Source organism: Algoriphagus halophilus (genome assembly GCF_900129785.1).
GTDB lineage: Bacteria > Bacteroidota > Bacteroidia > Cytophagales > Cyclobacteriaceae > Algoriphagus > Algoriphagus halophilus.
On the sequence record NZ_FSRC01000002.1, the window covers coordinates 97169 to 120339 of the forward strand.

General features: G+C 39.8%; 22 protein-coding genes and 1 tRNA gene. 14 read left to right on the forward strand and 9 right to left on the reverse strand.

What is annotated here, in order from left to right:
- Positions 1-3 precede the first annotated feature (3 nt).
- Genes thrC through thrA form a run of 3 tightly spaced genes read right to left on the reverse strand, consistent with a single transcriptional unit; the run spans position 4 to position 4694 of the window.
- The gene (gene thrC, locus BUR11_RS12370) at positions 4-1302 is read right to left on the reverse strand and encodes a threonine synthase (RefSeq protein WP_074225313.1); all 1299 of its coding nucleotides are present in this window, start codon (positions 1300-1302) and stop codon (positions 4-6) included.
- 3 nt (positions 1303-1305) lie between these two features.
- Positions 1306-2244 (reverse strand): homoserine kinase, encoded by a 939-nt coding sequence (locus BUR11_RS12375; RefSeq protein WP_074226115.1) that lies wholly within the window; start codon positions 2242-2244, stop codon positions 1306-1308.
- Positions 2244-4694 carry a bifunctional aspartate kinase/homoserine dehydrogenase I gene (gene thrA, locus BUR11_RS12380; protein WP_074225314.1) on the reverse strand — a complete coding sequence of 817 codons (2451 nt, stop codon included), beginning with the start codon at positions 4692-4694 and terminating at the stop codon, positions 2244-2246. The genes BUR11_RS12375 and thrA overlap by 1 nt, the downstream gene beginning before the upstream one ends.
- Before the next feature lie 415 nt (positions 4695-5109).
- Here thrA and BUR11_RS12385 point away from each other — a divergent pair, with 415 nt between their 5' ends.
- Positions 5110-5526, forward strand: a complete 417-nt coding sequence (locus BUR11_RS12385) for an META domain-containing protein (protein ID WP_074225315.1) — start codon at positions 5110-5112, stop codon at positions 5524-5526.
- Here BUR11_RS12385 and BUR11_RS12390 read toward each other — a convergent pair.
- Genes BUR11_RS12390 through BUR11_RS12400 form a run of 3 tightly spaced genes read right to left on the reverse strand, consistent with a single transcriptional unit; the run spans position 5523 to position 7129 of the window.
- Positions 5523-5978 (reverse strand): hypothetical protein, encoded by a 456-nt coding sequence (locus BUR11_RS12390; RefSeq protein WP_074225316.1) that lies wholly within the window; start codon positions 5976-5978, stop codon positions 5523-5525. The two genes, BUR11_RS12385 and BUR11_RS12390, sit on opposite strands and share 4 nt — an antisense overlap.
- Positions 5979-6440, reverse strand: a complete 462-nt coding sequence (locus BUR11_RS12395) for a nuclear transport factor 2 family protein (protein ID WP_074225317.1) — start codon at positions 6438-6440, stop codon at positions 5979-5981.
- A gap of 11 nt (positions 6441-6451) precedes the next feature.
- On the reverse strand, positions 6452-7129 hold the full coding sequence (locus BUR11_RS12400) for an SDR family NAD(P)-dependent oxidoreductase (protein WP_074225318.1): 678 nt from the start codon (positions 7127-7129) through the stop codon (positions 6452-6454).
- A gap of 59 nt (positions 7130-7188) precedes the next feature.
- Here BUR11_RS12400 and BUR11_RS12405 point away from each other — a divergent pair, with 59 nt between their 5' ends.
- Positions 7189-8082 carry a mechanosensitive ion channel family protein gene (locus BUR11_RS12405; protein ID WP_074225319.1) on the forward strand — a complete coding sequence of 298 codons (894 nt, stop codon included), beginning with the start codon at positions 7189-7191 and terminating at the stop codon, positions 8080-8082.
- Positions 8063-8401: an MGMT family protein gene (locus BUR11_RS12410; RefSeq protein WP_074225320.1), complete on the forward strand. Its 339-nt coding sequence runs from the start codon at positions 8063-8065 to the stop codon at positions 8399-8401. The genes BUR11_RS12405 and BUR11_RS12410 overlap by 20 nt, the downstream gene beginning before the upstream one ends.
- Here BUR11_RS12410 and BUR11_RS12415 read toward each other — a convergent pair whose 3' ends face one another.
- Complete coding sequence (locus tag BUR11_RS12415) at positions 8402-9844, reverse strand: sodium:solute symporter (protein ID WP_074225321.1); 1443 nt, start codon at positions 9842-9844, stop codon at positions 8402-8404. It lies immediately after the preceding gene.
- Positions 9845-9896: 52 nt separating this feature from the next.
- Between BUR11_RS12415 and BUR11_RS12420 the strand changes: the two genes are divergently transcribed.
- The 7 genes from BUR11_RS12420 to BUR11_RS12450 all read left to right on the forward strand — a co-directional run bounded on the left by BUR11_RS12420 (position 9897) and on the right by BUR11_RS12450 (position 13262).
- A complete protein-coding gene (locus BUR11_RS12420) occupies positions 9897-10190 on the forward strand; it encodes an ATP-dependent Clp protease adaptor ClpS (protein WP_074225322.1) in 294 nt (97 codons plus the stop codon).
- A gap of 10 nt (positions 10191-10200) precedes the next feature.
- Complete coding sequence (recR, locus tag BUR11_RS12425; RefSeq protein WP_074225323.1) at positions 10201-10827, forward strand: recombination mediator RecR; 627 nt, start codon at positions 10201-10203, stop codon at positions 10825-10827.
- Between the two features lie 99 nt (positions 10828-10926).
- Positions 10927-11000 (forward strand) — tRNA-Ala (locus BUR11_RS12430).
- Between the two features lie 186 nt (positions 11001-11186).
- Entirely contained in the window at positions 11187-11612 is a 426-nt protein-coding gene (locus BUR11_RS12435) for a hypothetical protein (protein WP_074225324.1), read from the forward strand.
- A 26-nt stretch (positions 11613-11638) separates the two neighbouring features.
- Entirely contained in the window at positions 11639-12073 is a 435-nt protein-coding gene (locus BUR11_RS12440; RefSeq protein WP_074225325.1) for a hypothetical protein, read from the forward strand.
- A gap of 17 nt (positions 12074-12090) precedes the next feature.
- On the forward strand, positions 12091-12363 hold the full coding sequence (locus BUR11_RS12445; RefSeq protein ID WP_074225326.1) for a hypothetical protein: 273 nt from the start codon (positions 12091-12093) through the stop codon (positions 12361-12363).
- An 89-nt stretch (positions 12364-12452) separates the two neighbouring features.
- Entirely contained in the window at positions 12453-13262 is an 810-nt protein-coding gene (locus BUR11_RS12450; protein WP_074225327.1) for a Cof-type HAD-IIB family hydrolase, read from the forward strand.
- On the opposite strand, the gene BUR11_RS12455 is transcribed toward BUR11_RS12450, so the two are convergent.
- Positions 13257-13934 carry a DUF2461 domain-containing protein gene (locus BUR11_RS12455; protein ID WP_074225328.1) on the reverse strand — a complete coding sequence of 226 codons (678 nt, stop codon included), beginning with the start codon at positions 13932-13934 and terminating at the stop codon, positions 13257-13259. The two genes, BUR11_RS12450 and BUR11_RS12455, sit on opposite strands and share 6 nt — an antisense overlap.
- Positions 13935-13984: 50 nt before the next feature.
- Entirely contained in the window at positions 13985-15280 is a 1296-nt protein-coding gene (locus BUR11_RS12460; protein ID WP_074225329.1) for a UDP-N-acetylmuramoyl-tripeptide--D-alanyl-D-alanine ligase, read from the reverse strand.
- An 89-nt stretch (positions 15281-15369) separates the two neighbouring features.
- Here BUR11_RS12460 and BUR11_RS12465 point away from each other — a divergent pair, with 89 nt between their 5' ends.
- The 4 genes from BUR11_RS12465 to BUR11_RS12480 all read left to right on the forward strand — a co-directional run bounded on the left by BUR11_RS12465 (position 15370) and on the right by BUR11_RS12480 (position 23156).
- Entirely contained in the window at positions 15370-17457 is a 2088-nt protein-coding gene (locus BUR11_RS12465; protein WP_074225330.1) for a T9SS type A sorting domain-containing protein, read from the forward strand.
- A gap of 56 nt (positions 17458-17513) precedes the next feature.
- On the forward strand, positions 17514-19211 hold the full coding sequence (locus BUR11_RS12470) for an amidohydrolase (protein WP_074225331.1): 1698 nt from the start codon (positions 17514-17516) through the stop codon (positions 19209-19211).
- 329 nt (positions 19212-19540) lie between these two features.
- Complete coding sequence (locus tag BUR11_RS12475) at positions 19541-22465, forward strand: S9 family peptidase (protein ID WP_074225332.1); 2925 nt, start codon at positions 19541-19543, stop codon at positions 22463-22465.
- Between the two features lie 109 nt (positions 22466-22574).
- Positions 22575-23156, forward strand: coding sequence for a hypothetical protein (locus tag BUR11_RS12480; RefSeq protein ID WP_074225333.1), 582 nt, complete (start codon positions 22575-22577; stop codon positions 23154-23156).
- The last annotated feature ends 15 nt before the right edge of the window (positions 23157-23171 follow it).

A 23171-nucleotide genomic window follows, 5' to 3' on the forward strand; every position in this document is an offset into this window, starting at 1 on the left:
GCCTTAATCTAGGCTCATTAGATACTTTTTAAATTCTTGAAAGTCATTTTCCAAAGGCTCCACCTTCTTTTGGCCAGTCATAAAAGCTGCTAGTCGCTCGGGCAACACCAGGGACTCTTCTAATGCCTCTTCCACTACATCCCTGAATTTACCAGGATGAGCGGTCTCCAAAAACACGCCTTGGTAGCCTGGATTTTCAGCCATAAAATCTTTTAACCCCTTATAACCCACCGCACCATGTGGGTCCAAGGTGTATCCTAGGGATTTTACTTTTCTCATCACCTCTACTGTTTCTTCATCGGTATAGAAATAACCCTTTACTTGTTCTTTCAGGATTTCTTCATTATTCCCGTAAAGGACCAATAATCTTGGGAAGTTACTCGGGTTGCCCACATCCATGCTATTGCTGATGGTAGGAATGGAAGCCATAGCCTCAAATGGGTTACCTCTCAAATAGTCAGGAACCACTTTATTGACATTGGTCGCAGCAACAAACATATCTATTGGCAAGCCCATTCTCTGAGCTAAAATGCCCGCAGCAATATTTCCGAAATTCCCACTTGGAACGGAGAAAACTACTTTTTCATTTGTTTTAGGTAGTCTAGAATAAGCATAGAAATAATACAATGCCTGCGGAATCCAACGAGCTATATTGATTGAATTTGCTGAGGTCAACAATAGTTTCTCATTCAATTCTTTATCTAGAAACGCCTCTTTGACCATCTTCTGACAATCGTCAAATACACCTTCTACTTCTAATGCCTTAATATTCTTTCCAAGGGTCGTAAACTGCTTCTCCTGTAATTCACTTACCTTCCCTTTTGGAAATAAAATAATGACCTCAACTCCCTCCACTCCTAAGAACCCATTGGCTACAGCACTCCCGGTATCTCCAGAAGTCGCTACTAACACACGAACTTTTTTATCTGAGCCTGTCAAAAGCATACTCATCAACTTAGAGCAAAATCTTGCCCCAAAGTCTTTGAAAGCCAAAGTTGGTCCATGAAACAATTCCAAACTATATATCCCCTCCTCTACTTGGACGATAGGAGCATCAAAAACTATGGTATGATCCACCAAGTCTTTAATTTCTTCTTTCGTCAAATCTTCAGAAAACAAAGCTCCCATCACCTGATAGCCGACCTCTTGGAAACTCAAGCCTGAAATATTTGCTATGAAATCCTTGGAAAGCGTAGGGATTTTTTCGGGCATGTACAAGCCTTGGTCAGGAGCAAGACCTTTGATCACTGCCTTTGCCAGGCTCACTTGATGCTGTGGATTGTTTGTACTATAAAATTTCATAGTTTAATTCTTTTCTTCGAGCACATAGGCCCCTACTGTATTGATGGCAGAAAAATACACATCCACGCCTAGACCTATTCCTTCATAAATTTCTTCTGCGGCTTTGGCCATGGCAGCGGTTTGTTCTGACCCTTTTGACAAAGCAAAAAGAGTAGGTCCCGAACCGGAAATCCCCATCCCAAGAGCTCCTGCCGCTTTCAAGGATTCTCTAACTTCATAAAATCCCGGAATCAATACGGCCCTGTAAGGTTCAGCAATCACGTCCCGCATAGATCTGGATATTAATTCAAAATCTTCTTGGTATAATCCCGAAACAAACCCAGCAACATTTCCTGATTGGATAGTTGAATGCTTTAAGGGAATAGAATCTCTTAAAACACTTCTTGAATCAGAAGTATTCAACTCAAAATGGGGATGTAGTAAGGTACAATACAATCCTTTAGGTACATGTAATTTTATAACATCTAAAGGATGGTAATCTCGGATCAATACAAATCCTCCCAATAAACTTGGCGCAACATTATCTGCATGCCCTGCACCACATGCAGCTTTTTCAGCCACAATAGCAAAGGGCAATAAATCTTTACGTTCAAAAGGATCACCCAAAAGTCGATTGGCCGCCACTAAAGCTGCCACTGCACTCGCTGCACTGGAGCCCATTCCGGAGCCTAATGGAAGTCCTTTCCTCAACGCGATATCCATTCCAACTTGCTTTCCGTAGCTTTCTAGCATTGCTTGGATAGCCACTGCGCAGGTATTTTTTTCTACTTCCCAAGGAAGTTTCCCTCCATCATCCTCAATAGAAACCACTCTTAGACCGGGACGATCTCTACGAGTTACTTCAACATAATCTCCCATGGCATCGATTGGAAAACCCAAAATATCAAAGCCACAGGAAACATTAGCTACCGTAGCTGGAGCGAAAGCTTTTACAGACCGCATCATTCTCGAGTATAGTTACCGATTCGAATTACATCTGCAAATACTCCTGCTGCAGTAACATCCGCACCAGCTCCTGGACCTCTGATGATCATTGGGAAATCATGGTACCTTTCGGTAGTCAACAAAATCATATTGTCACTTCCCTGCAGACTGCTAAATGGATGATCCACCTTTAAGGAATTTAATCCGACTTTGGCAGCGCCATTTTCAAGAGTTGCCATGAATCTTAGTTTCTCCCCTTTTTCTTGAGCTGATTTTCTAACCTTTTCAAATTCCTGGTCATGCGCTTTTAACCTTTCAAAAAACTCCTCCACAGAAGCTGTAACCACACAATCGTCTGGCACCATCCCCTCTACTTTCACTGCATCAAATTCTAACGTTTGCTCAGCTTCTCTACCCAAGATCAAAATTTTACGTGCTACATCCATACCACTCAAATCATCTCTAGGATCTGGCTCTGTGTATCCTTTATCCTTTGCTATTCTTACTACCTCGGAAAAAGATGCTCCTTTTTCAAATTCGGAGAAAATAAAATTCATAGACCCACTCAATACTGCCTCGATTCTGATGACACGGTCACCAGAAAGCATTAAGTCTTGAAGCGTATTGATTACGGGAAGACCTGCTGCCACATTGGTCTCATAAAGGAATTTCACACCTCGCTTCTTGGCGATTTTTTTCAAGGCCAAATACTGATCCATGGATCCCGAATTGGCTTTTTTGTTTGGAGTGACGATTCCAATTTTAGCTTCCAAAATTCTAGAATAGGTATTGGCCACTTCCAAAGATGCAGTACAATCCACCATCACTGAATTGGAGAAGTTCATGTGTTCCATCGTTTCGATGAATTTATTCAAATCCATCTTTTCGTCACTTTCGCTCAGCTGGTAAGGGTTTTTCAAATCAAAGCCATCTTCATGGAAAGCCATATACCGGCTATTGGCCAACCCGTGGATTTGGATATCCAGCATACTGTCCTGCTGAAGCTTTTCCTGCTGGGAGGCGATCATTCTGATCAATGCCTGCCCAATCAAACCAGTCCCTATCAAGAACACGTGCAGCACCTTATTTTCAGAAAGGAAGAATGCCTCATGTAATGCGTTCAACGCTTTCTGTAAATCCGCCTGAGGAATTACCGCAGAGATATTCAATTCAGAACTTCCCTGAGCAATTGCCGCTACGTTAATGTTATTACGACCCAATGCACGGAACATTCTTCCCGAAGCACCTGGGTTATGTTTCATATTTTCACCTACTACCGCTACTGTTGAGAAACCGTGCAGTAAGTTGACTTCTTCCATTTCACCAGACTTTATCTCATAGTGAAACTCCTTTTCCACTGCCTCTTTTGCCAAATAGGCCTCGTCAGTTTTGATGGCCAAACAGATGCTGTGTTCAGAAGATGCTTGCGAAATCAATACGATATTTACCTCTGCATCTGCCAAAGCTTTAAAAACTCTACTGGTTCCAGAAACTGACTCAATTAATCCTGCTCCCTGTACAGTCACAATAGAAATGTTGGACATGGAGCTCACTCCCTTGATCAAAGCCTCTTTGGTTACCTCGCTATTGATTTTGGTACCTGGATTTTCAGGTTCAAAGGTGTTTTTGATATAGATGGGAATATTCCGCTTCATGGCAGGTTGCATGGTAGCCGGGAATATTACTTTTGCTCCAAAATGCGAGAGTTCCATCGCCTCATTGTAGCTCAATTGAGGAACAGTAAACGCTGTATAAACCAATCGGGGATCAGAGGTCAATACCCCTGAAACATCAGTCCATATTTCTAAATCTTCAGCTTCTAAAGCACCTGCAAAAATAGAAGCAGTATAATCTGAACCAGACCTTCCTAAGGTAGTAGTCTCGCCTTTTGAGGTAGAGGCGATAAAGCCAGTAATTACTTTTATTCCATCATTTTTCCCAAAATAACTTCTAATCAAGGCGTTGGTAGTTTCAAAATCGACCTTTGCCTGACCAAATCGATCATTGGTTCTAATTACTTCTCTGGCATCTAAAAACTGAGTTTTCAACCCTTTACCTGCTAATGACTCTGATAAAATAAAAGCAGATAATCGCTCTCCAAAACTGGCTACATAATCCAATGTTCTAGGAGAATTTTCTTTGATCAAGAAGGTACCATGAAACAAATCTTCCAGCTCTTTGAATCGAACTTTCACATAGGTCATGACGGTGGACTGATTTTGGACAGAAATAAGCTGCCTTACCATATCCAAGTGCTTCTCTTCTAAACTTTGAAGCATATCCCTGTAAGCTTGATCTCCTTCTCGAGCCATTTGGGAAATCTTCAACAGACTCTCCGTGACACCACCAAATGCAGAAAAAACAATGGCTATTTCATGTTTCTTGAGCTTTTCCTGAATAATGGAAAATACTTTCTGGATGTTTTCGGGGTTCGCTACGGATGAACCACCAAACTTGATGACTTTCATAAAGAATCTTGTAATGAGTTATTTGAACTAAAGAGGGCCAATATACGGCCAAAGGGGCGGGTACTAATAATTAAAACACGGGATTACCCCGTAATGGTGGTATAAATTCCTGTAGACATGAAAAAAGATGTACGCGCAACTGCTCCACGTAAAATGTACAGGTTGTCTGTTAATGATGTGTTTGCTGCAAATACCATATCCGAAGAATTGACACGACAATCTTAACGCCAAATTTTTGATATGCCAAACAATCCCCTAGAGTTTTTCAAAAAAGTTACTATTTATTTAAGAAATCGATAAAAATTCTATCAAATTGAGCTTTTCACACTAAGTATTATCTGATTTATTAATCAAACCCGAAAGAGTATTTGGGCTGAAAATTTTTTAAATTGATCGAGCAATAATCACAAATTTTATGAAGGCTTTTAAACTATTCCCCATTTTTTTGTTGGTGTTTCTCCTGGTTGAATGTAAGACAATCCAAAAAACAGCCATGGACCAGTTAGGAAATGTCACGTGGATACTTCAGGAGTTAAATGGAAATTCGGCTATTTCAGAATTGTTCCCAGAAAGCATACCAACTTTGAATTTCAATGATACCGGTACACTTAGTGGATTCACAGGCTGTAATAACTTTTCTGGAATCTATAGCTTGGAAGATTCGGACTTAAAACTAGATCCAGGAGCAATGACCAGAAAAGCTTGTCCCGATGTGAAAGAAGATGAGTTTCTGCAAGCCTTAGGAATGGTACATTCCTTTGAGTTGAATCAAAATAAACTAATATTAAAAGGGCCAGCAGGTGATTTGATGACGTTTATTCCTCAAAATTAATACACCTCATTTATCCTTTTTGATTTTCCCCTGAAACTCACCTCTTGACCTTTTGTCTTACCCATTAAAACTTGGCCCAAAGGAGAATTTTTACTTAATAAAAACACCTTTTTACCATCTACCACTAATTCGCCTAAACTAGCGGATATAAATAATAAATCCTCTCCCCACTGCAACAAGGAACCTTCCGTGATTTTCTCTGAATCCTTCGAAGTATTTAGTAAATGTTGAAATTCTTGAAGCAATTGCTGATTCTGCTTGAATTGATTTTCGACCTTCCCAATTTCTTGCCTCATCATTTCTCGTCCGGTTTCGTATTTATCTCCGGCCGAACTCTTAGTTTCTTCTTTGATGCTTAATTGAAGAGAAGACAACTCATTTGCCAACAAAGATTTTCTTTCTTCCAGCAAGTCAATCGCCGCCTGGAAAACTTGATGTTTAAAACCGTTCATTTATTCTACACAGGCTTCTTTCCTCCTTGTATCGATGATGTAGACGATCTTCCATTCCCCTTCAAATTTGACCAATTGGAATGAATTCACTCCACAGTGGCTGAATTTCTCATTGACATAAAACTGATAGGGAGTCCATGCCGTTGCCATGTTTGCATCTACCTTGATGACGAAATCCGTCAATCTTTCATCCAAATAGGTTTCAGCCGGAACTGAAGCTATACTGTTAGCAAATTCAGCTACGGTGTTATTTCCAATCACTGTACCTTCCGGTTTATTTTGGATGGTCTGCATAATCGCATCTTCTGAAAAAGCCGAAATAATCTGCTCGGCATTTTTAGCACGCATTCCATCAAACATAGAGATGATTACTTCCTTAACTGCCTCTTCTTCCGATTGTGCCTTGGACAAGAATGTAACAGACATCAGCAGACAAATACTTAAAAGTAGCTTTGTTTTCATCAATTTAAGTTTTAAACTTCTCCGTAAAGCTTAAAGGTCATATTTCGTAAAGCAGATGTGTTTACTGCATAATGCATGGCTTCCGCAATTTCATCGGGACGTACCCATTTTGTAAAATCGGCATCAGGCATAGACTCTCTATTCACAGGAGTATCAATGATGCTTGGAACAAATACGTGTGAACGAATAGGTGAATCTTTAATTTCCTCACCAAGAATTTCCGTAAGGGTGATCACTAGTCTTTTGCTCAATGAATAAGCTAGCATATCTGGGGCAGAAGATAGCTCTAAAGCAGGTCGAGCTCCAACAAACAAAAACGTGCCTTTCTGCTGTTTTTTCATAATTGGTAAAAACCCTTTGACCAGATGGAATGCAGAGAAAAAATTCAGTTGGAACATCTTCTGGATATCTTCCTGACTGGTTTTATCAAACCCTCCCATAGAAAATCCCCCTACCAATAAGGCCAATGCATCCAATTCTCCATACTGAAGTTGAAATTCAGCTACAAATGCCTGTACTTCTTCTTCATTAGTGACATCTACCTCGTAGCTATCGTCTGCTTCTTCGATAAATTCATCTTTACTGGGATGAGTCAAAGTAATGATATGGTATCCTTCTCTTTTAAATTTTTCGACCACTGCAGAACCTAGATTCCCGCTTGCGCCTGTAATTATTATATTTCTGCTCATACTTATGAAAATCTCTGTCCGATTATTCCTAAAATTACCCTTAATTTTTAGAATTAGGCATGAATCAACTAAAAACAAGCATTCAAAGTAAGGAGAACGTAAAAAGGCGAAATTTTGTCTTGAAGCTTTTATTACTTATCTCACTTGACTATATCTACGTGGGCAACACGGTGTTACGTCCATTCCTAGATAATTACCCAGCCATCAATAATCTGATTCGAGCGAGTGTTTTTTTACTTAGCGGGAATTTGATCATTTCTCTTGGACGATTTGCAGCATTACGTTTTTACTTAAAAAAAACCAAGGATGAAAAAGTACAACCCAACTTTGTAATTGGAATCGGAAGAATCACCTGGATTCTCAATGTGATCATTCTACTGATTTCACTGATGCTTGCTTTGGGAATTCGGCCCTTGGAATTTTTAACGAGCATAACCATTGTGGCGGCCGCCATCGCAGTGCTCACCAAGGATTACATTACCAATATTGCAAATGGCCTCATCATCATGTTCTCGGATCAGTTGGAGATTGGAGACAAAATCCAAATTGGGAAAAACACGGGTTTCATAAGAGACATCACACTGATCAACCTAGTCCTTAAAAATGAAACTGGAGAAACGATCATAGTACCGAATTCCATGGTTTTGGCTTCAGAGATTGTCAACTTTAGTAGAAATAACGCGCATCAACTGGTTTTTGATTTTGAAGTGTCCACTAAATCAGACCTTCCTTTAGATGAGATTGAACGGCGATTAATTGACAAGTTGGGGCTTTATTCCGATTATATTTACCTCAAAGGGGCTCAATTAAGTGTTTTGGAGAGGAAATCAGAATACCAGCTTATCCGATTTCAATTCCCCATCAAAACAGGAGAAAAGGAAGTTGAATCAAAAGTTAGAAAAACGATCAATCAAGCGATTATAAATTTATTTCATGAAGAACGAGAAGCCTAATTATTTTGATTTGGTATACCAGGTGGTTCGGGAAATTCCCGAAGGTAGAGCTACCAGTTATGGTACCATAGCCCATTATTTAGGGTTGAAAAGTGGAGCAAGAATGGTGGGATACGCTATGAATGCAGCCCATTCATTACCTGATGTTCCTGCTCACCGGGTTGTAAATAGGATAGGCATGTTGACAGGTAAACACCATTTCTCTACCCCAACAGCCATGCAAGAAGCTTTAGAAAAAGAGGGAGTGATCGTTGAAAATGATAAAATCAAGAATTTTGACCAAGTGTTTTGGGATCCAGAAAAGGAACTTTTAATCTGATCATTTTTTACGAACCCACCAAAGGCCTAAAAACATCAGCAAGCCATTTAGTATCAGGGCTTCAAAACCAAACTTATATCCCCAGAGTAATTTTTCTGAATTGGACGCAATAAGATATGTTAAAGTAGGAGCCGCTACTGCAATATAAGGCACCCATTTATCATTCACCTGCATCTTTGTAAATAAGCCAAAAGAATAGAGGCCCAACAAAGGACCGTAAGTATAACCTGCTATCACAAACACCGAATTAATGACGCTTTGATCATTGATCCAATAGAAAGCAAGAATCACGAAGTACATTACAAATGTGAATATAATATGTACTTTCTGTCTTACCCTTACCTGTTTTTCTTTTGGATACTTTTTCTCCAACTCAAGAAAGTCCACACAAAATGAAGTGGTCAATGCGGTTAAGGTAGAATCGGCACTGGAATAGGCCGCCGCCGTTATCCCCAATACGAAAACTATTCCTGCAAATGGAGTAAAATATTGAGTAGCTAACAAAGGAAATAATTCGTCTGTCCTTGCAGGCAACGTAATCCCTTTTGTTTCCGCAAAGAGATATAACATGACTCCCAACCCTAAGAATAGCAAGTTCACAATCACTAAACAGATGGTAAACCAAAACATGTTCTTTTGCGCATCTCCAATGTTTTTACAGGTCAAATTCTTTTGCATCATATCCTGATCCAACCCGGTCATGACAATGGTTATGAAAGCTCCTGAAATAAACTGTTTGAAGAAATTGGTACCATCTTTCCAGTTCCAATTGAAAATAGTCGAGCGGGAATCTTCTGATATCACTTTGAAATATTCGGAAATCCCTGATAGTTCTAACTCATTCCCAATCAAAACAATACTGACCACTACTGCTGCCAGCATAAAAAATGTCTGAAGCGTATCCGTCCAAACGACCGTTTTGATTCCCCCTCGGAAGGTATACAGCCAAATTAATCCAACGGTAATCAATACGGAAACCCAAAACGGTATTCCCAAAGAATCGAATAAAATCAATTGCAGTACGGAGGCAACCAAAAACACACGCAAAGAAGAGCCTACTGTTCTGGAAAGGATAAAGAAAAAGGCTCCCGTTTTATAAGACCAAAAACCAAACCTATCCTCTAAATATGAGTATATTGAAACGAGATTTAAGCGATAATAAAGAGGTAAGAGCACCTTGGCAATCGTGAAATATCCAAGCGTATAACCCAAAACAACTTCGAAATAAAAGAAGTTAGAATTACCTACCTCTCCTGGCACAGAGATAAATGTCACTCCAGAGAGGGAGGCTCCAATCATCCCAAAAGCAACCAAAAACCATGGAGATTGTCGATCTCCTGTAAAGAAGGTGTCGGCAGTGATTTTGCGGGAAGTAAACCAGGAAATCAAAAAAAGCAGTAAAAAATAGCAGGAAATAACGACTAGAACTACCTGTGAATTCATAAATGCGGTTGGGATTAGCCGCTAATTTGTCCATTATTATTAATTTTGCAAAATGAATCGATTGAACATGACTTATCAATTTGAGGAAGAGACCGATGTATTGTTGGAGGAAGCGGTAGATTTAGATTCTTCGGACCTCATCGTTTATAACGACGATGTCAACACATTCGACCATGTAGCTAACATTCTGGTAAAAGTTTGCAAGCATAGCCCAGAGCAGGCCGAGCAATGTACTTTGATCATCCATTTCAAAGGAAAATGTGCGGTAAAAAAAGGAAGTGTAGAAGAGCTTAAGCCGATGTGCGAGGCTATTTTAGACGCTGGAATCCAAGCTGCAATCGTATAATCGAAACTGAGTGAATATCCCTTCCAAATTAATTGAAGATGCTGTCACAGAAATTTCCAGATTACCTGGAATAGGGAAAAAGACAGCATTACGATTGGCCCTACATTTATTAAAACAAAATGAGGTTCATACTGAAGCCCTGACGCTCGCTTTAACAAGAATGAGGCAGGAAGTTCAGTATTGTAAAAAATGTCATAACATCTCAGACGGAGAAATCTGCCAGATATGTGCCAGCATGCGCAGAGACAAAACAGTTATCTGTGTAGTAGAAGATATTAGAGATGTTTTAGCGATAGAAAACACCAACCAGTATCAAGGAACCTATCACGTTTTAGGAGGAGTCATTTCTCCAATTCAAGGAATTGGTCCTGAAGAGTTGACTATTGAATCTCTATTGGAACGAGTTTCTTTATCTCAAGAAGACGAGGAAGAACCCATCCAGGAAATCATTTTAGCACTTAGCGCTACTATGGAAGGGGATACTACCTCCTTTTATTTGGCCAAAAGACTAAAAGAAAAAGGGATTAAAGTAAGTACCATCGCAAGAGGGATCCCTGTTGGGGGTGAACTCGAATATACCGATGAAGTAACCTTAGGAAGAAGTATTATGACCAGAATTAATTACTCGACCGAGTAATTATTTATTTGTTCAGTAAAAAGCCCTTTCTATATTTGCAAACCTTTTGGGGGATTAGCTCATCCCGATAGCCATCGAGGAGGCTAGAGCGCTACATTTGGGGGATTAGCTCAGTTGGCTAGAGCGCTACACTGGCAGTGTAGAGGCCACCGGTTCGAATCCGGTATTCTCCACTTTCAAAGCTTCACAGAATTGTGAGGCTTTTTTGTTTCAATCTCTTTTTATCAAACCTAGGACATCGATTTGCCATGATGAGTTGTCCAAATAAATTTTATTTTTCCCCTCTTTAAAATTTATACATTTCGAAAGTAGCTATTCCACTGCTTCACACGTAGTTAGTTTAAGCATCGAAAAATCCTGTGAAAAATCATTTCTTTCTATCCACCTGTTTCCTATTCATTTTTACTTCCTGTCAAAGTGAATCTCCTTGTGAGACCTTTCAATTAGGCAAACCAGTAAACATTGCCTTCCATGAAACCATTAGTTTTTGCGAGGCTCCTATTTCTATCACCTTCTCAAAAATCATAGAGGACTCCCGTTGTCCTGAAAATGTAGTGTGTATTTGGCAGGGTCTTGCTGAATTGGAAGTGCTTATTGAGGTAGACGGAAATGAAGAAGCTTATTTATTAAGTACTTATCCAACTTTTAGAAATATACCTTCTGAAGTGCAAGTGGATGCCTATCGCTTCTCTTTAAAAGACGTCAGCCCTTACCCCAACACGACTAAGTCCTACCAAGAAAAAGACTATAACATCCAACTGCATGTTGAAAAGGTAAATGAGTAATTGTATCTTGCTCTAAATCTTTTCTCATGAAAAAATCAATTTTCACGCTTTTTTCGATTTTAGCATGTTCTTGGCTATTTCTTTCATCTTGTTCTTGCAACCCTGAAAACATTGCAAAACTTGCCTTCAAAGGAATGGAAAGTATGATGGGGGAAGGATTTATGCCCTCAGAAGAAATACGTGCAATTGGGGATTTTAAAGGAATGAGTGTAGCACTCAATAGTTCGACTGTCGATGATCATACCGAATCCACAATTTTTTTAAAACTGGAAAATGGAGATCCTGTGAAACTTGGCAATCAACCCGAAGTCCTTGCCAGAAACTGTGCAGAAATCTATCTGCGAGATTTTGAAAACTCTGAAAATTATCGACAGATTACAGTACAGTTTATTCAGACGGACCCAAACAATCCTGAGAATATTGCGATGCAAGAATATACTTTCGATACCAAAGACTTTTAATCTAACCTACTAATCTTATGGAAATGCCACCTGAGTTCAAAAAGCCAAAAACCACACTTGGAGACTGGATCATCTCAGTGATCATTAAAAGGCTTCCATTAATTGGGTTCATCATGTTAATTGTATGGGCTGTGGATAGTAACACGGATCCTGACAAAGCAAATTGGGCGAAAGCCGAACTTATTGTGAAACTTGTTATTTTCGCTGCTGTCATGATTGTCATCGCTATTATTGGTTTTGGAGTATTCACCAATTTTGCCGATGAAATAGACTGGTCCGAATTCGATTAACGAAATCCAGCATGTGATTGAAAATTAACCTGACCAAATGGTTTGGTTTGTTAGATTCCATGTGACCTTTCAAAACCGTGCAAAGCCACATGAAAATAAAAGCCTTTTGTTCTGACGTAGATGGAACTTTACTCAATTCAGAACGTGACTTATCTCAACGCCTAAAAGCGATAGTAAGTAAATTTCACCCGGATTTCCCCGTCATTCTTGCAAGTTCAAGAATGCCCAATGCCATGCGTCACTTAGTGAGAGACCTTGGAAAGTCTGACCAACCCTTGGTTAGTTATAATGGTGGTTATGTTTTGAGTGCACAAGGTGAAATCCTGGATTCTGTTTCAATTCCTTTAGCTCTGGTAAGTAAGATCTTGGAATTGACCAAAAACACCAATATCCATGTCAGCCTATACCAAGGGGAAGATTGGTATGAAGAGAAAGATGATTATTGGTCTCAACGAGAAATCAGGAATACCAAAACCAATTGCATTTGGTTACCTACTCAAGAGGTCCTTGAACTCTGGGCGAAAGACAATTCAGGAGCTCATAAAGTAATGTGCATGGGGGATTCCCAGGAAATTTCATGGCTTTTCGGAGAACTCCATTTCGAGAATTCGGAAGATCTTCATTTGTATCGGTCTAATGACAATTATCTGGAAATAGCCCCCAAAGCAATTTCAAAGGCCACTGGATTGAAAAAAATCCTGGAACACTCATTCGATTTTGGAATGGAATCGGTCATTGCTTTTGGGGATAATTACAATGACATTGACCTGTTACAATCCGTAGGCTATGGTGTAGCGGTAGCCAATGCCCGCCCTGAAGTAAAAGCGGTTGCAAAGGAAATCACCCTACATAATAAAGAGGATGGAGTTGCAGCCACTTTGGAAAAACTGTTCTTATAATAACCCAGAACCATCTTCCACTTCTTCCACTGCTTTGGAAAGAAATTCCTGAAACGGCCTCATGGTATTAAAAGCCTCCAAAGCACGTTTAATAAATTGACCATTTTTTATTTCCTGGTCTTTCAAGGGAGTCGTCACCGTAAAGCTTTTCAGTTTTAGATACTCGATGAATTCATGCCCCGCATCATAATCGCGTGGGCTGGTTTTTAACTTCTCTCCCTGAATCTCTCCAAATGCTTTCTTAAACGAAGCCTCATTTTCGATCCTGCTAAGTTCAGCTCCCGAATAATCAATTTCCTTGCGAATTTTTTTCAAGGTTTCCCCCATAGGCATATATATCCCCCCTCCTAAAAATGATTGTCCAGGCTGGATATGCAGATAATATCCCGGTCCTTCAGACTTTTTCCCCTTAGGTGAAAAATAGGCTGCAAAATTGATTTTATAAGGGTCTTTATTCGCAGAAAAACGCACATCTCGATTTTGCCTAAACACGCAATCTTTGGGTTTAAATGCTTCAAAAGCAGGCTCCCATTCTGCCAATCCTTTTAGAATTACAGCCACATCTTCTAAAAACTCCTCCTTGCATTCCAAATACTGCTTTTTGTGAGTATCCATCCACTCTTTTGAGTTGTTTTGAGCAAGTTCTGATAAGAATTCTAAATAAAGTCGCATAGCTTTCAAAAGTTTTATTGGTTTATTAACCGAGACAAAGAATTTTTGGTTTAGATAAAATCTACCAACCCTTCCAACTTCATTCCTCTACTCCCTTTGATGAGGATCAGATAATCTTCCAGCTGGCTATCCTGAAGCCAGTTTCTGAAAGAAAATGGATCTGGAAAGTACAATGCTTTTGGCGCTTTTGTCAAAGCCGACACGATCATTTTCCCAGTAAAACACACTTTATCTATCTGATATTCACTTACGATTTCGCCGAGCTTTGCATGCTCTGCTTCAGAATGATCTCCCAACTCATACATATCCCCCAAAATGATCATTTTGTGCTTTCTACCCGTCATTTTACCAAAGGTACGGATAGCTACTTCCATACTGGAAGGGTTCGCATTGTAGGCATCTAGAATAATTAAATTACTACGTTTCTCGATCAATTGAGATCGCATATTAGATGGTTTATAAGCCACCACCGCTTCCACCGCCTGATCCATAGGTACTTCAAAAAACTTTCCTACCGTTAGCGCTGTGGCAATGTTTCCAAAATTATATGCTCCGATCAAAGAGCTCAAATACTCCTCATTTCCTCCTTCTACGGTGAATTTCACAAACGGATTAGCCTCTACAAATCCTACCTCACAAAAATCCCCCTTTGCTGGGTATAGTACAGGATGATCGAATCGTTTTGCCATATTGGATAAAATCGGATCCTGAGAATTGATAAAAACTGTTCCTCTATTTACTCTCAAATGCTGAAACAATTCCGTTTTCGTTTTCAATACTCCTTCAGGTCCACCCATTCCTTCCAAATGTGCCTTCCCTATGTTTGTGATAAAGCCATGAGTAGGTTTGGCAATATCGCAAAGCTCTTCTATATCCCCTTGCTTGTTGGCACCCATTTCCACGATGGCAATTTCAGCATCTTCTGGAATGGACAGTAACGTCAAAGGAACCCCGATATGGTTGTTTAGATTGCCCAACGTGGCTACCGTCTTGTACTTGGTTTTCAAGACTGCATTCAACAACTCTTTAGAAGTGGTCTTTCCATTCGAACCAGTCAAACCAATTATTGGGATTGTCAGTTGCTTTCGATGATAATTCGCAAGATCCTGAAGCATTTTCAAAGCATCCTTTGCCAGAAAGTAACGCTCATCATCCTCTACAAAATGGGCTGGATCGTCTATCACCACTAACGAAGCACCCATTTCCAGGGCTTTAGGAGCAAACTCGTTAGCATTGAAATTCGGGCCTTTTAATGCGAAAAACACATTTCCGGGTTCGATTTTCCGGGTATCGGTACTGACTCCTGTACTTTTCTTGAATAGCTGGTAAAGGATAGAAAGATTCATTTTAAAGGAATTTTACTCCCAAAATAAACGAATCATTCACATCTTTGAGGTGATACATCCGTATTAATTTTAGATTTCTTTGATTCACGATGCGAAAACCTATATTCTGTCTATTTCTACTTTTCACCTTTCGTATTCATGCCCAAGAAATTTATTCCTTTGATTATTCTCTGACGGTCAACCAGTCTGGAACCACTTTGAGTTCACCATTTTCAGGAGGAATTAATTCAGCACAGATTCAAACCATTGACTTGGATGGAGATGAGATAGAAGAATGGGTGATCTGGGACATCAATTCCCGTCAACTTCAGGTATACAAGAAATCTGGAGACACTTTTACTCACCTTCCCGAACTCAGCTATTTCTTTCCATCGGATATTGCAGGATTTCTGATTTTGGCCGATTTTGATTTCGACGGCAAGAAAGACCTTTTCACCTCCACTCCGCTAGGTATAAAAGCCTATAAAAACACTTCGATAGGGAGTACTATTTTTTGGGAAGTAGCTCAAAATTTCTTGAAAATTGATAATTCTGGAAATATCCAGGCGAACAATTTGGACACTCCACTCATTCAGGATTTGGATGGGGATGGGGATTTAGATTTGGTCATTTTCAATTTTGCATCAGGGGACTACCTGGAGTTTTATGAAAACACCAGTATGGATCGAAAAGGGAGTCCTGATATTGATGGATTTGCATTTCCTGAAACCCACTGGGGCAATTTTGAATTTTGTGGTTGCGGGGATATAGCTTTTGGTGCGACTTGTTCTGGAATAGATTTGCGAACCCTTTCTGATGAAAATGATAGAATTCAGCACGCAGGAGGACATTCTATTCTTTATAGGGATTTTGATGGGGATGGTGTTTCCGATTTAGTGTTGGGTAGAGATGAATGTAGTACCCTCTACTTTCTACCCAATCAGGGAGATGAAGAAAATGCACTTTTCTCCAATTTCACCAATGAACTCTCTACCTATGGAAGGCTGCCTGAATTCCCTATTTTTCATGCTGCTCAAGAAATTAATGAGGAGTTGATCATTAGTCTAAACACCAATGAATCGGCTATAAATTATGGGATTGACTTCCAGCAATCCCTTATAAAATTGGATAGGAACGGGCAAGAAATGGATGGATTTCTTCAAGATCAAATGATTGATTTGGGAGAAAACAGTAGACCCATCTATATCGGAAATAAAAACGCAGGTTCCATCTTCGCCTTGTCCAATCAATTGATCAATGGACAAATCATCAGTAAACAATCCATTTTTGAATTAGACGAGGGCAGTTTCCAAAAACTAGATGTATTAAACACCCCATTGGATGAATTGGAGCTGATCGATGCCCAAAACATCCTGTTTAATGATATAGATGGAGTTCATCATAACTTGGTTTCTGGGATCAGATATATCAATGGAATTCCCTCCCAATCAATCTATGAACTAAACGAAGACCAAAGCCAATTTTTACCAACCGAATGGGAAGGCTATCAGCCAAATCGTGGGGATTATTTACAATTCTTCCACTTTGAGGAACGGGATTATCTTTTAGTAGCTGCCCAAAATGGCAGTTTGGATCTCTACCAAATGGATTTTTCAAAAAAAACGTCCATGCTCGTGGAGGATGATTTTTTAGGTTTTGAAGACAATCCTGCTAATAGAAATTTGACCATTGCAGTGGATGGGAAGACTTTACCAGACCTGTATGCAGTAGATCAAAACGGCCTGCTGATAAAGATCACCAACTTTATGAACTCTGCCGCAAGGACTGATATTCAAATTAAAATCTCTGAAGAAAACCATCCTACCAGATTAGGCAGAAATACTTGGATTGCCTTGGTAAGGCCTATTTTTGAAGGAAATCCCGATTTGATTTTAGGAACCCGTGCAGGAGGTCTCATCTATCTAAAGGCAGAAGAAAGCCCTACCCCTCCTAACGAAAATGAATTCCAGATCAGATTTTTCCCTAATCCGAGCGAAGGGCCAATTAAAATCCTATCCAATTTACCTGCAAAAGGAAGGTTGGTGAATGCTTTAGGGCAAGTACTTTTAGAAAATATTGAGATTAAATCCAATCAAGAGCTGGAAATTCAAGGTAGTTTCTTGACGCCAGGCTTGTACATTTTACAATTAGAAGTGGATGGAAAATTCACTACTTCCAGAAAAATCTGGATGAAGTAATCCCTTTGGGTTTCGGTACAAAAAGAGTAGCTTCAGTCCATTAAACCCACCACCTTATGAAACATATTGCTTTTTTCATCCTTTTAGGGATCCTAATTCAAAGTTGTTCCAAAAAAGAATCAGCAGATTTGATCCTTACCAATGGAAAGATTTATACGGTAGATGAAGCTAATCCCATCGTGGAGGCAGTTGCCGTAAAGGATGGTAAAATTCTAGCTTTGGGAAGTAGCAGTGAAATGGCTGATTATATTTCCGAAGCAACTCAACTTGTTGATTTGACAGGTAGGACCATGACTCCAGGGTTCATAGAATCCCATGCCCATCTGATGGGAATTGGATACAACAAACTGGAACTGGACCTTATGTATGTACAATCCTATGATGAATTGGTTGATAAAGTAGCGGAAGCAGTTTCTAAAGCCCAACCTGGAGAATGGATCACAGGACGTGGATGGCATCAGGATAAATGGCTGGAAAAACCTGATAAAATGGTAAAAGGATTCCAAACTAACGATTTGTTGAATCAAGTATCCCCTAACAACCCCGTATTCTTAAGACATGCTTCAGGCCATGCGACTTTTGCTAATGCAAAAGCATTGGAATTGGCGGGCATCAATAACTTGAAAGGAGAAAGACCAGGAGAAGTAGAAGGAGGAGAAATTATTTTAGATGAACTAGGAAACCCTACTGGAGTTTTGACCGAAAGGGCTTCCTCTTTGGTAGGAAACCTAGTACCGGCAGAAACACCAGAGCGCGCTGAACAAGCCTTAACATTGGCTCTTCAGGAACTGGCAGAAAAAGGAATTACCAGTTTTCATGATGCCGGGAGTGGACAATCTACGATTGACCTGATTGAAAAATTCAAGAAAGAAGGAAAATTAACAGCCAGAATGTATGTGATGCTGGCGGGAAGCGATCCAGAATTATTGGAAAACTGGTATAAACAAGGCCCTAGGATTGATAGTTCAGACCACTTGTTATCTGTAAGATCCATCAAACTATTCTGTGATGGCGCATTGGGATCCAGAGGCGCTTGGTTGTTAGAAGAATATTCAGATCGCCCTGGGCATTTTGGCCATGAAACGCTCCCTATGGAAGCGGTAGGACAAGTTTCAGAAAAAGCGATCCCAGCAGGCTTTCAGGTTAATTCACATGCTATTGGAGATCGTGCCAATCGAGAAGTCCTCGACCAATACGAAGGAGCCTTTGGGAAATTCCCCGATAAAAATGACCTACGATTTAGAATTGAACATGCTCAGCATATCGATCCGGAAGACATATCACGTTTTGGTGAAATGGGTGTCATAGCTGCCATGCAAGCGATTCACTTGAGTTCGGACAGACCTTGGGCAATCGACCGCTTGGGAGAAAAACGAATTGTGGATGGCGCATATGTTTGGCAGAAACTTCTTCAAACAGGGGCGGTAGTCACCAATGGTACCGATGCTCCAGTAGAGCCTTTAGACCCAATCCCTTCTTTTTATGCCTCAGTTACCCGAAAAACACTTGCAGGAACACCTGATGGAGGATATGAAGCCAGTCAAAAACTTTCTCGGGAAGAAGCCTTAAAAGCCTATACTTTATCTGGAGCTTATGCAGAATTCGAAGAGGGCTTCAAAGGCTCTATTGAGGTGGGCAAAGCTGCTGATTTTACAGTTTTTGATCAAAATATCATGGAAATTCCTGAGGATGAGATTCTAAAAGCAAAAGTCATGATGACTGTAGTCGGAGGAAAAATAGTTTATCAGAAATAAGAATGATGAAATCGTAAGTCTGAAAATTTCGACTAAATCTTAAACCTGCTTGTTACGAGGCAGGTTTTTTTGTCAAAAATTTTGGTCTCCCAACGTAATAGACATCAAACCCTCTAGCCAACCAGACCTATTGGAAGAAAAAACTAACAATTAAAACTAACAAGTCACACAACTAAAACAATATTTATGTCTTTAGGATTGAAATCCCCTTTTCTTCATTTAACCATTTTAAATCCAAAAAAAACTTAAGAACTGCCTCCCATCTGCTGGCAACCTCATTACTTCCCATTTTTTTCCTATTTTAACTGCTTAAATATAAATCCAATCCCATGAGAAAAATTTTATCACTTTTTTGGGTGCTGGCTTTTTTGGCTATTAGCACTCATGCCCAAGACCTAAAACCCATCACTTGGAAGGATATCCCCTCCTGGAAGTACCTGAATCGTGGAGGATTTGACGTTTCTCCAGATGGCCAATGGATAGCTTACACCATCGTCCAATTGGAAGGAGATGGAAAACTCCATGTGCAGAAAATCGGAGATGAAGAAAGCAAAAAATCCTATGATATAGGGGGAGTAACTGGGCAACAAGTAGTTTTTAGTAAAGACTCCAAATGGATCGCATTCAAAGAAGATCCAAAATTTGCTGAAAAGGAAAAAAACAAAAAATCCAAGGGCAAACCACTTTCTGACAAATTGCATTTAGTAAAACTTGGAACCGATGAAAAAAAGACTTGGGAAAAAGTAAGCACTTTCTCTTTCAACAATGAAGGTTCTTCCTACCTGGCTATTAATCTTCCAAAAGATGGAAATGGAGATGCCAAAGGATCAGATCTATTGATTTATAATCTAAATACAGAAAAAGCTTTAACCTTGGGGAATGTATTGGAATTCTCTTTCAATAAACCAGGAACCTACCTCGCCTATACAGTTGATGCGGCAAATAAGTCTGGAAACGGAATTTACCTATTCAATTTAGCTACAAACAGTACCCAAGTTTTAGACAATGACAAAGCGAGTTACAAGTCATTAAACTGGACTGAAAAAGGGGATGCATTTGCAGCATTGAAGATGGTGGAGGACAAGAAGTATAAGTCTGACCAGGGGAAAGTCATAGGGGTTAAAAACCCTTCCTCCCCACAAGTGACGATTTATGATCCGGCAAAAGACTCCACCGGGTTTGATCAGGATTATACCATTAGCCCCAACAGAAGACCCATGTGGTCTGAAGATTTGACGAGATTATTCTACGGAATTCATCCCTTGGAATTAGCTAAAAAAGAAGAAGCCAAGAAAGAATTGGATAAGGATTCTGTGGCAAGAGCAGAATCAGAGGCTATGAAAAAGATCATGGCTGACACCTCTATTCATAGCATCAAAGATTTGCAAAAAGCGATTGCCAAGTTGGACACTACCAAAGCCGCTCCACAAAAAAATGATGCCGACAAACCAGATATGACCATTTGGCACTGGAATGACAGTCGCCTACAATCCAGACAACAAGTGATGGAAAACATGGACAAAAATTACAGTTTTTGGGCCATGTATGATGTAGCTGCGAAAAAACATATCGCTCTTCAAGATAGCAGCATGAAAGATCTCAGCATTTTGCCTAAAGAACATTATGCGGTCGGCTCTGATATGCAGGAGTATGAATTGGACATCAACTTGAATGGCCAAAATTACCGAGACTTTTATTTGGTAAACCTAAAGACCGGAGAGAAGACTACTCTTTTCAAGAACTTCTATTTGCCTAGCTATTCTTCCTATCCTAGACCTTCCCCTGATGGCACTAAATTGAATTATGGCTATGATGGCAATTACTATATCTACGACATCGCGAGTGGAGAGGAGAAAAATCTTACAGGTAGCCTACCTGTTACTTTTGTCAATGAGGATGACGACCACAATGTCAAAAAACCTTTGGAAAGCTTTTTGGGCTGGTCCAGCGACAGCAAATATGTATTAATCAACGATGGTTGGGACATTTGGCAGATTCCTGTGGAGGATGGAAAAGAACAAGCAATTAATTTAACTCAGGACGGAAGGAAAGAAAGCATACGATATCAATATCGATTTAGGCTGGACCCTGAAGAAAAAGGATTTGACCTGAGTCAACCTCAGTATTTCCGTATGTATGGAGAATGGACTAAAAAAAGTGGGATTGCTAAAATCAACCCTGCTAAAAAGAATGGTTTAGCTGCCGGTTCCGAAAAACTGATTTGGGAAGACGCCTATATTGCTGGCCTTCAAAAGGCAGACAAAGCGCCTGTATATATCTACACCAAAGAAACATTCAACGAGCCGACACAATATTATGTGACAGATGCAAGCTTGTCTGAAGGAAAGCAGGTAACTGAAAATGCTCCAGACTATGATAAATATTCTTGGTCTGCGGGTACCAGATTAGTGGATTATGTTTCAGACAAAGGAGTGAAACTTCAAGGCACCCTATTCTTACCAGCTGGTTATGAGGAAGGTAAAAAATACCCAACCATGATCTACTATTATGAAAAGCTGTCTCAGACCAGACACAATTGGTCCGAGCCTAGTTTCAGTGGAACTGGTTGGAATCCTAATATGTACACCAGCAATGGATTTGCAGTATTTATTCCAGACATTGTATACACTATGGATGATCCTGGCATGTCTGCAGTTTGGTGTGTTATCCCAGGAGTAAAAGCAGCGATTGAGACAGGAGTCATTGACGAGAACAACATTGGTATCCATGGACATTCATGGGGAGGTTACCAAACAGCTTTCCTCATTACTCAAACCAATATGTTTAAAGCAGCGGCAGCAGGAGCACCATTGACGAATATGATTTCAATGTATGATTTGATCTATTGGAACTCAGGGGGAGGAAACATGTCCATCTTTGAAGCTTCGCAAGGTAGATTTACCGGAGGTCCATGGGAAAATTGGGATTCTTATGAGCGAAACAGCCCTGTATACCATGTAAAAAATGTGACCACTCCATTGTTGATGTTGCATAATGACAAAGATGGAGCAGTAGACTTTACTCAAGGAATTGAATATTATTCGGCTTTGAGAAGGTTAAAAAAGCCAGTGGTTTTAGTTCAATACAAAGGAGAAAACCATGGTTTAGGTAAACCGGAAAACCGAAAAGACTATGCGGTCAGAATGATGGAGTTCTTTAACCATCACTTGAAAGGTGAAGAAGCTCCAGATTGGCTTTCCAAAGGAATCAACAAATTGGATTTGGATGAACACCTAGAAGAGAGAGCTTTCTAATTTCAACATAATGAAGGAGTCCATTAGGGCTCCTTTTTTTATTATTTTTTGGCAAAACCAGGCACAATAACTTTCTTTAAATCCATTTCAAAAAGGATTACAATATTTCATGAATTCTCCAATTGAGGAGCAAACTGCTTCCTATTCTTCTCCGTACTCTCAACTGCGTTCCATTTGTTATTCAGAGTCAGATCCTAATTATCACGAGCATTTCGAAAAATATATTTATGATCAACCCTTCGATCAGGTTTGGGACACCTATGTGACTATTGATCCAGCCAAGGCGTGGGCTGGCAGGATGATTCATTTCAATCAACTTTATTCTAGAGAAACGGGAGAAGAGGTTTTCCCAGGACAGGAATATTTAGGAGGAATGGGAGTTGGTCAGGTGATAATCCTTAACCTCCACGTATTCTTTGGCGCCATAAAACTCACAGTGGGCCATGAGGTGATGGAAGTGGATAAAAACAAAAAACTGATCCGAATCTGCTATTTGGAAAATTCAAAATCAGAAGGAAGTCAGTTCATAACCTTTAAATCTTTACCAAACGGAAAGACAGAAGTCTCTCATAAAACTTTTTATAGAAGTGGATCTTGGTTTCGGGACAAAATCATCTACCCTTATTTCCATACCAAAGCTATCAATGAATTTCACGGAAATGTTCGGAATGCCATTCCAAAAAAGAAATAGAAACCACTTGATTCC

Excerpts from the sequence above, each read along its gene's own strand:
- thrC (WP_074225313.1), bottom strand. The coding sequence starts at position 1,302 with ATGAAATTTTATAGTACAAACAATCCACAGCATCAAGTGAGCCTGGCA.
- BUR11_RS12385 (WP_074225315.1), top strand. The coding sequence starts at position 5,110 with ATGAAGGCTTTTAAACTATTCCCCATTTTTTTGTTGGTGTTTCTCCTG.
- BUR11_RS12375 (WP_074226115.1), bottom strand. The coding sequence starts at position 2,244 with ATGCGGTCTGTAAAAGCTTTCGCTCCAGCTACGGTAGCTAATGTTTCC.
- BUR11_RS12470 (WP_074225331.1), top strand. The coding sequence starts at position 17,514 with ATGAAACATATTGCTTTTTTCATCCTTTTAGGGATCCTAATTCAAAGT.
- thrA (WP_074225314.1), bottom strand. The coding sequence starts at position 4,694 with ATGAAAGTCATCAAGTTTGGTGGTTCATCCGTAGCGAACCCCGAAAAC.
- BUR11_RS12460 (WP_074225329.1), bottom strand. The coding sequence starts at position 15,280 with ATGAATCTTTCTATCCTTTACCAGCTATTCAAGAAAAGTACAGGAGTC.
- BUR11_RS12400 (WP_074225318.1), bottom strand. The coding sequence starts at position 7,129 with ATGAGCAGAAATATAATAATTACAGGCGCAAGCGGGAATCTAGGTTCT.
- BUR11_RS12415 (WP_074225321.1), bottom strand. The coding sequence starts at position 9,844 with ATGAATTCACAGGTAGTTCTAGTCGTTATTTCCTGCTATTTTTTACTG.
- BUR11_RS12465 (WP_074225330.1), top strand. The coding sequence starts at position 15,370 with ATGCGAAAACCTATATTCTGTCTATTTCTACTTTTCACCTTTCGTATT.
- BUR11_RS12410 (WP_074225320.1), top strand. The coding sequence starts at position 8,063 with ATGAAGAACGAGAAGCCTAATTATTTTGATTTGGTATACCAGGTGGTT.
- BUR11_RS12455 (WP_074225328.1), bottom strand. The coding sequence starts at position 13,934 with ATGCGACTTTATTTAGAATTCTTATCAGAACTTGCTCAAAACAACTCA.
- BUR11_RS12475 (WP_074225332.1), top strand. The coding sequence starts at position 19,541 with ATGAGAAAAATTTTATCACTTTTTTGGGTGCTGGCTTTTTTGGCTATT.
- BUR11_RS12480 (WP_074225333.1), top strand. The coding sequence starts at position 22,575 with ATGAATTCTCCAATTGAGGAGCAAACTGCTTCCTATTCTTCTCCGTAC.
- BUR11_RS12390 (WP_074225316.1), bottom strand. The coding sequence starts at position 5,978 with ATGAACGGTTTTAAACATCAAGTTTTCCAGGCGGCGATTGACTTGCTG.
- BUR11_RS12450 (WP_074225327.1), top strand. The coding sequence starts at position 12,453 with ATGAAAATAAAAGCCTTTTGTTCTGACGTAGATGGAACTTTACTCAAT.
- BUR11_RS12395 (WP_074225317.1), bottom strand. The coding sequence starts at position 6,440 with ATGAAAACAAAGCTACTTTTAAGTATTTGTCTGCTGATGTCTGTTACA.
- BUR11_RS12440 (WP_074225325.1), top strand. The coding sequence starts at position 11,639 with ATGAAAAAATCAATTTTCACGCTTTTTTCGATTTTAGCATGTTCTTGG.
- BUR11_RS12420 (WP_074225322.1), top strand. The coding sequence starts at position 9,897 with ATGAATCGATTGAACATGACTTATCAATTTGAGGAAGAGACCGATGTA.
- BUR11_RS12445 (WP_074225326.1), top strand. The coding sequence starts at position 12,091 with ATGGAAATGCCACCTGAGTTCAAAAAGCCAAAAACCACACTTGGAGAC.
- BUR11_RS12405 (WP_074225319.1), top strand. The coding sequence starts at position 7,189 with ATGAATCAACTAAAAACAAGCATTCAAAGTAAGGAGAACGTAAAAAGG.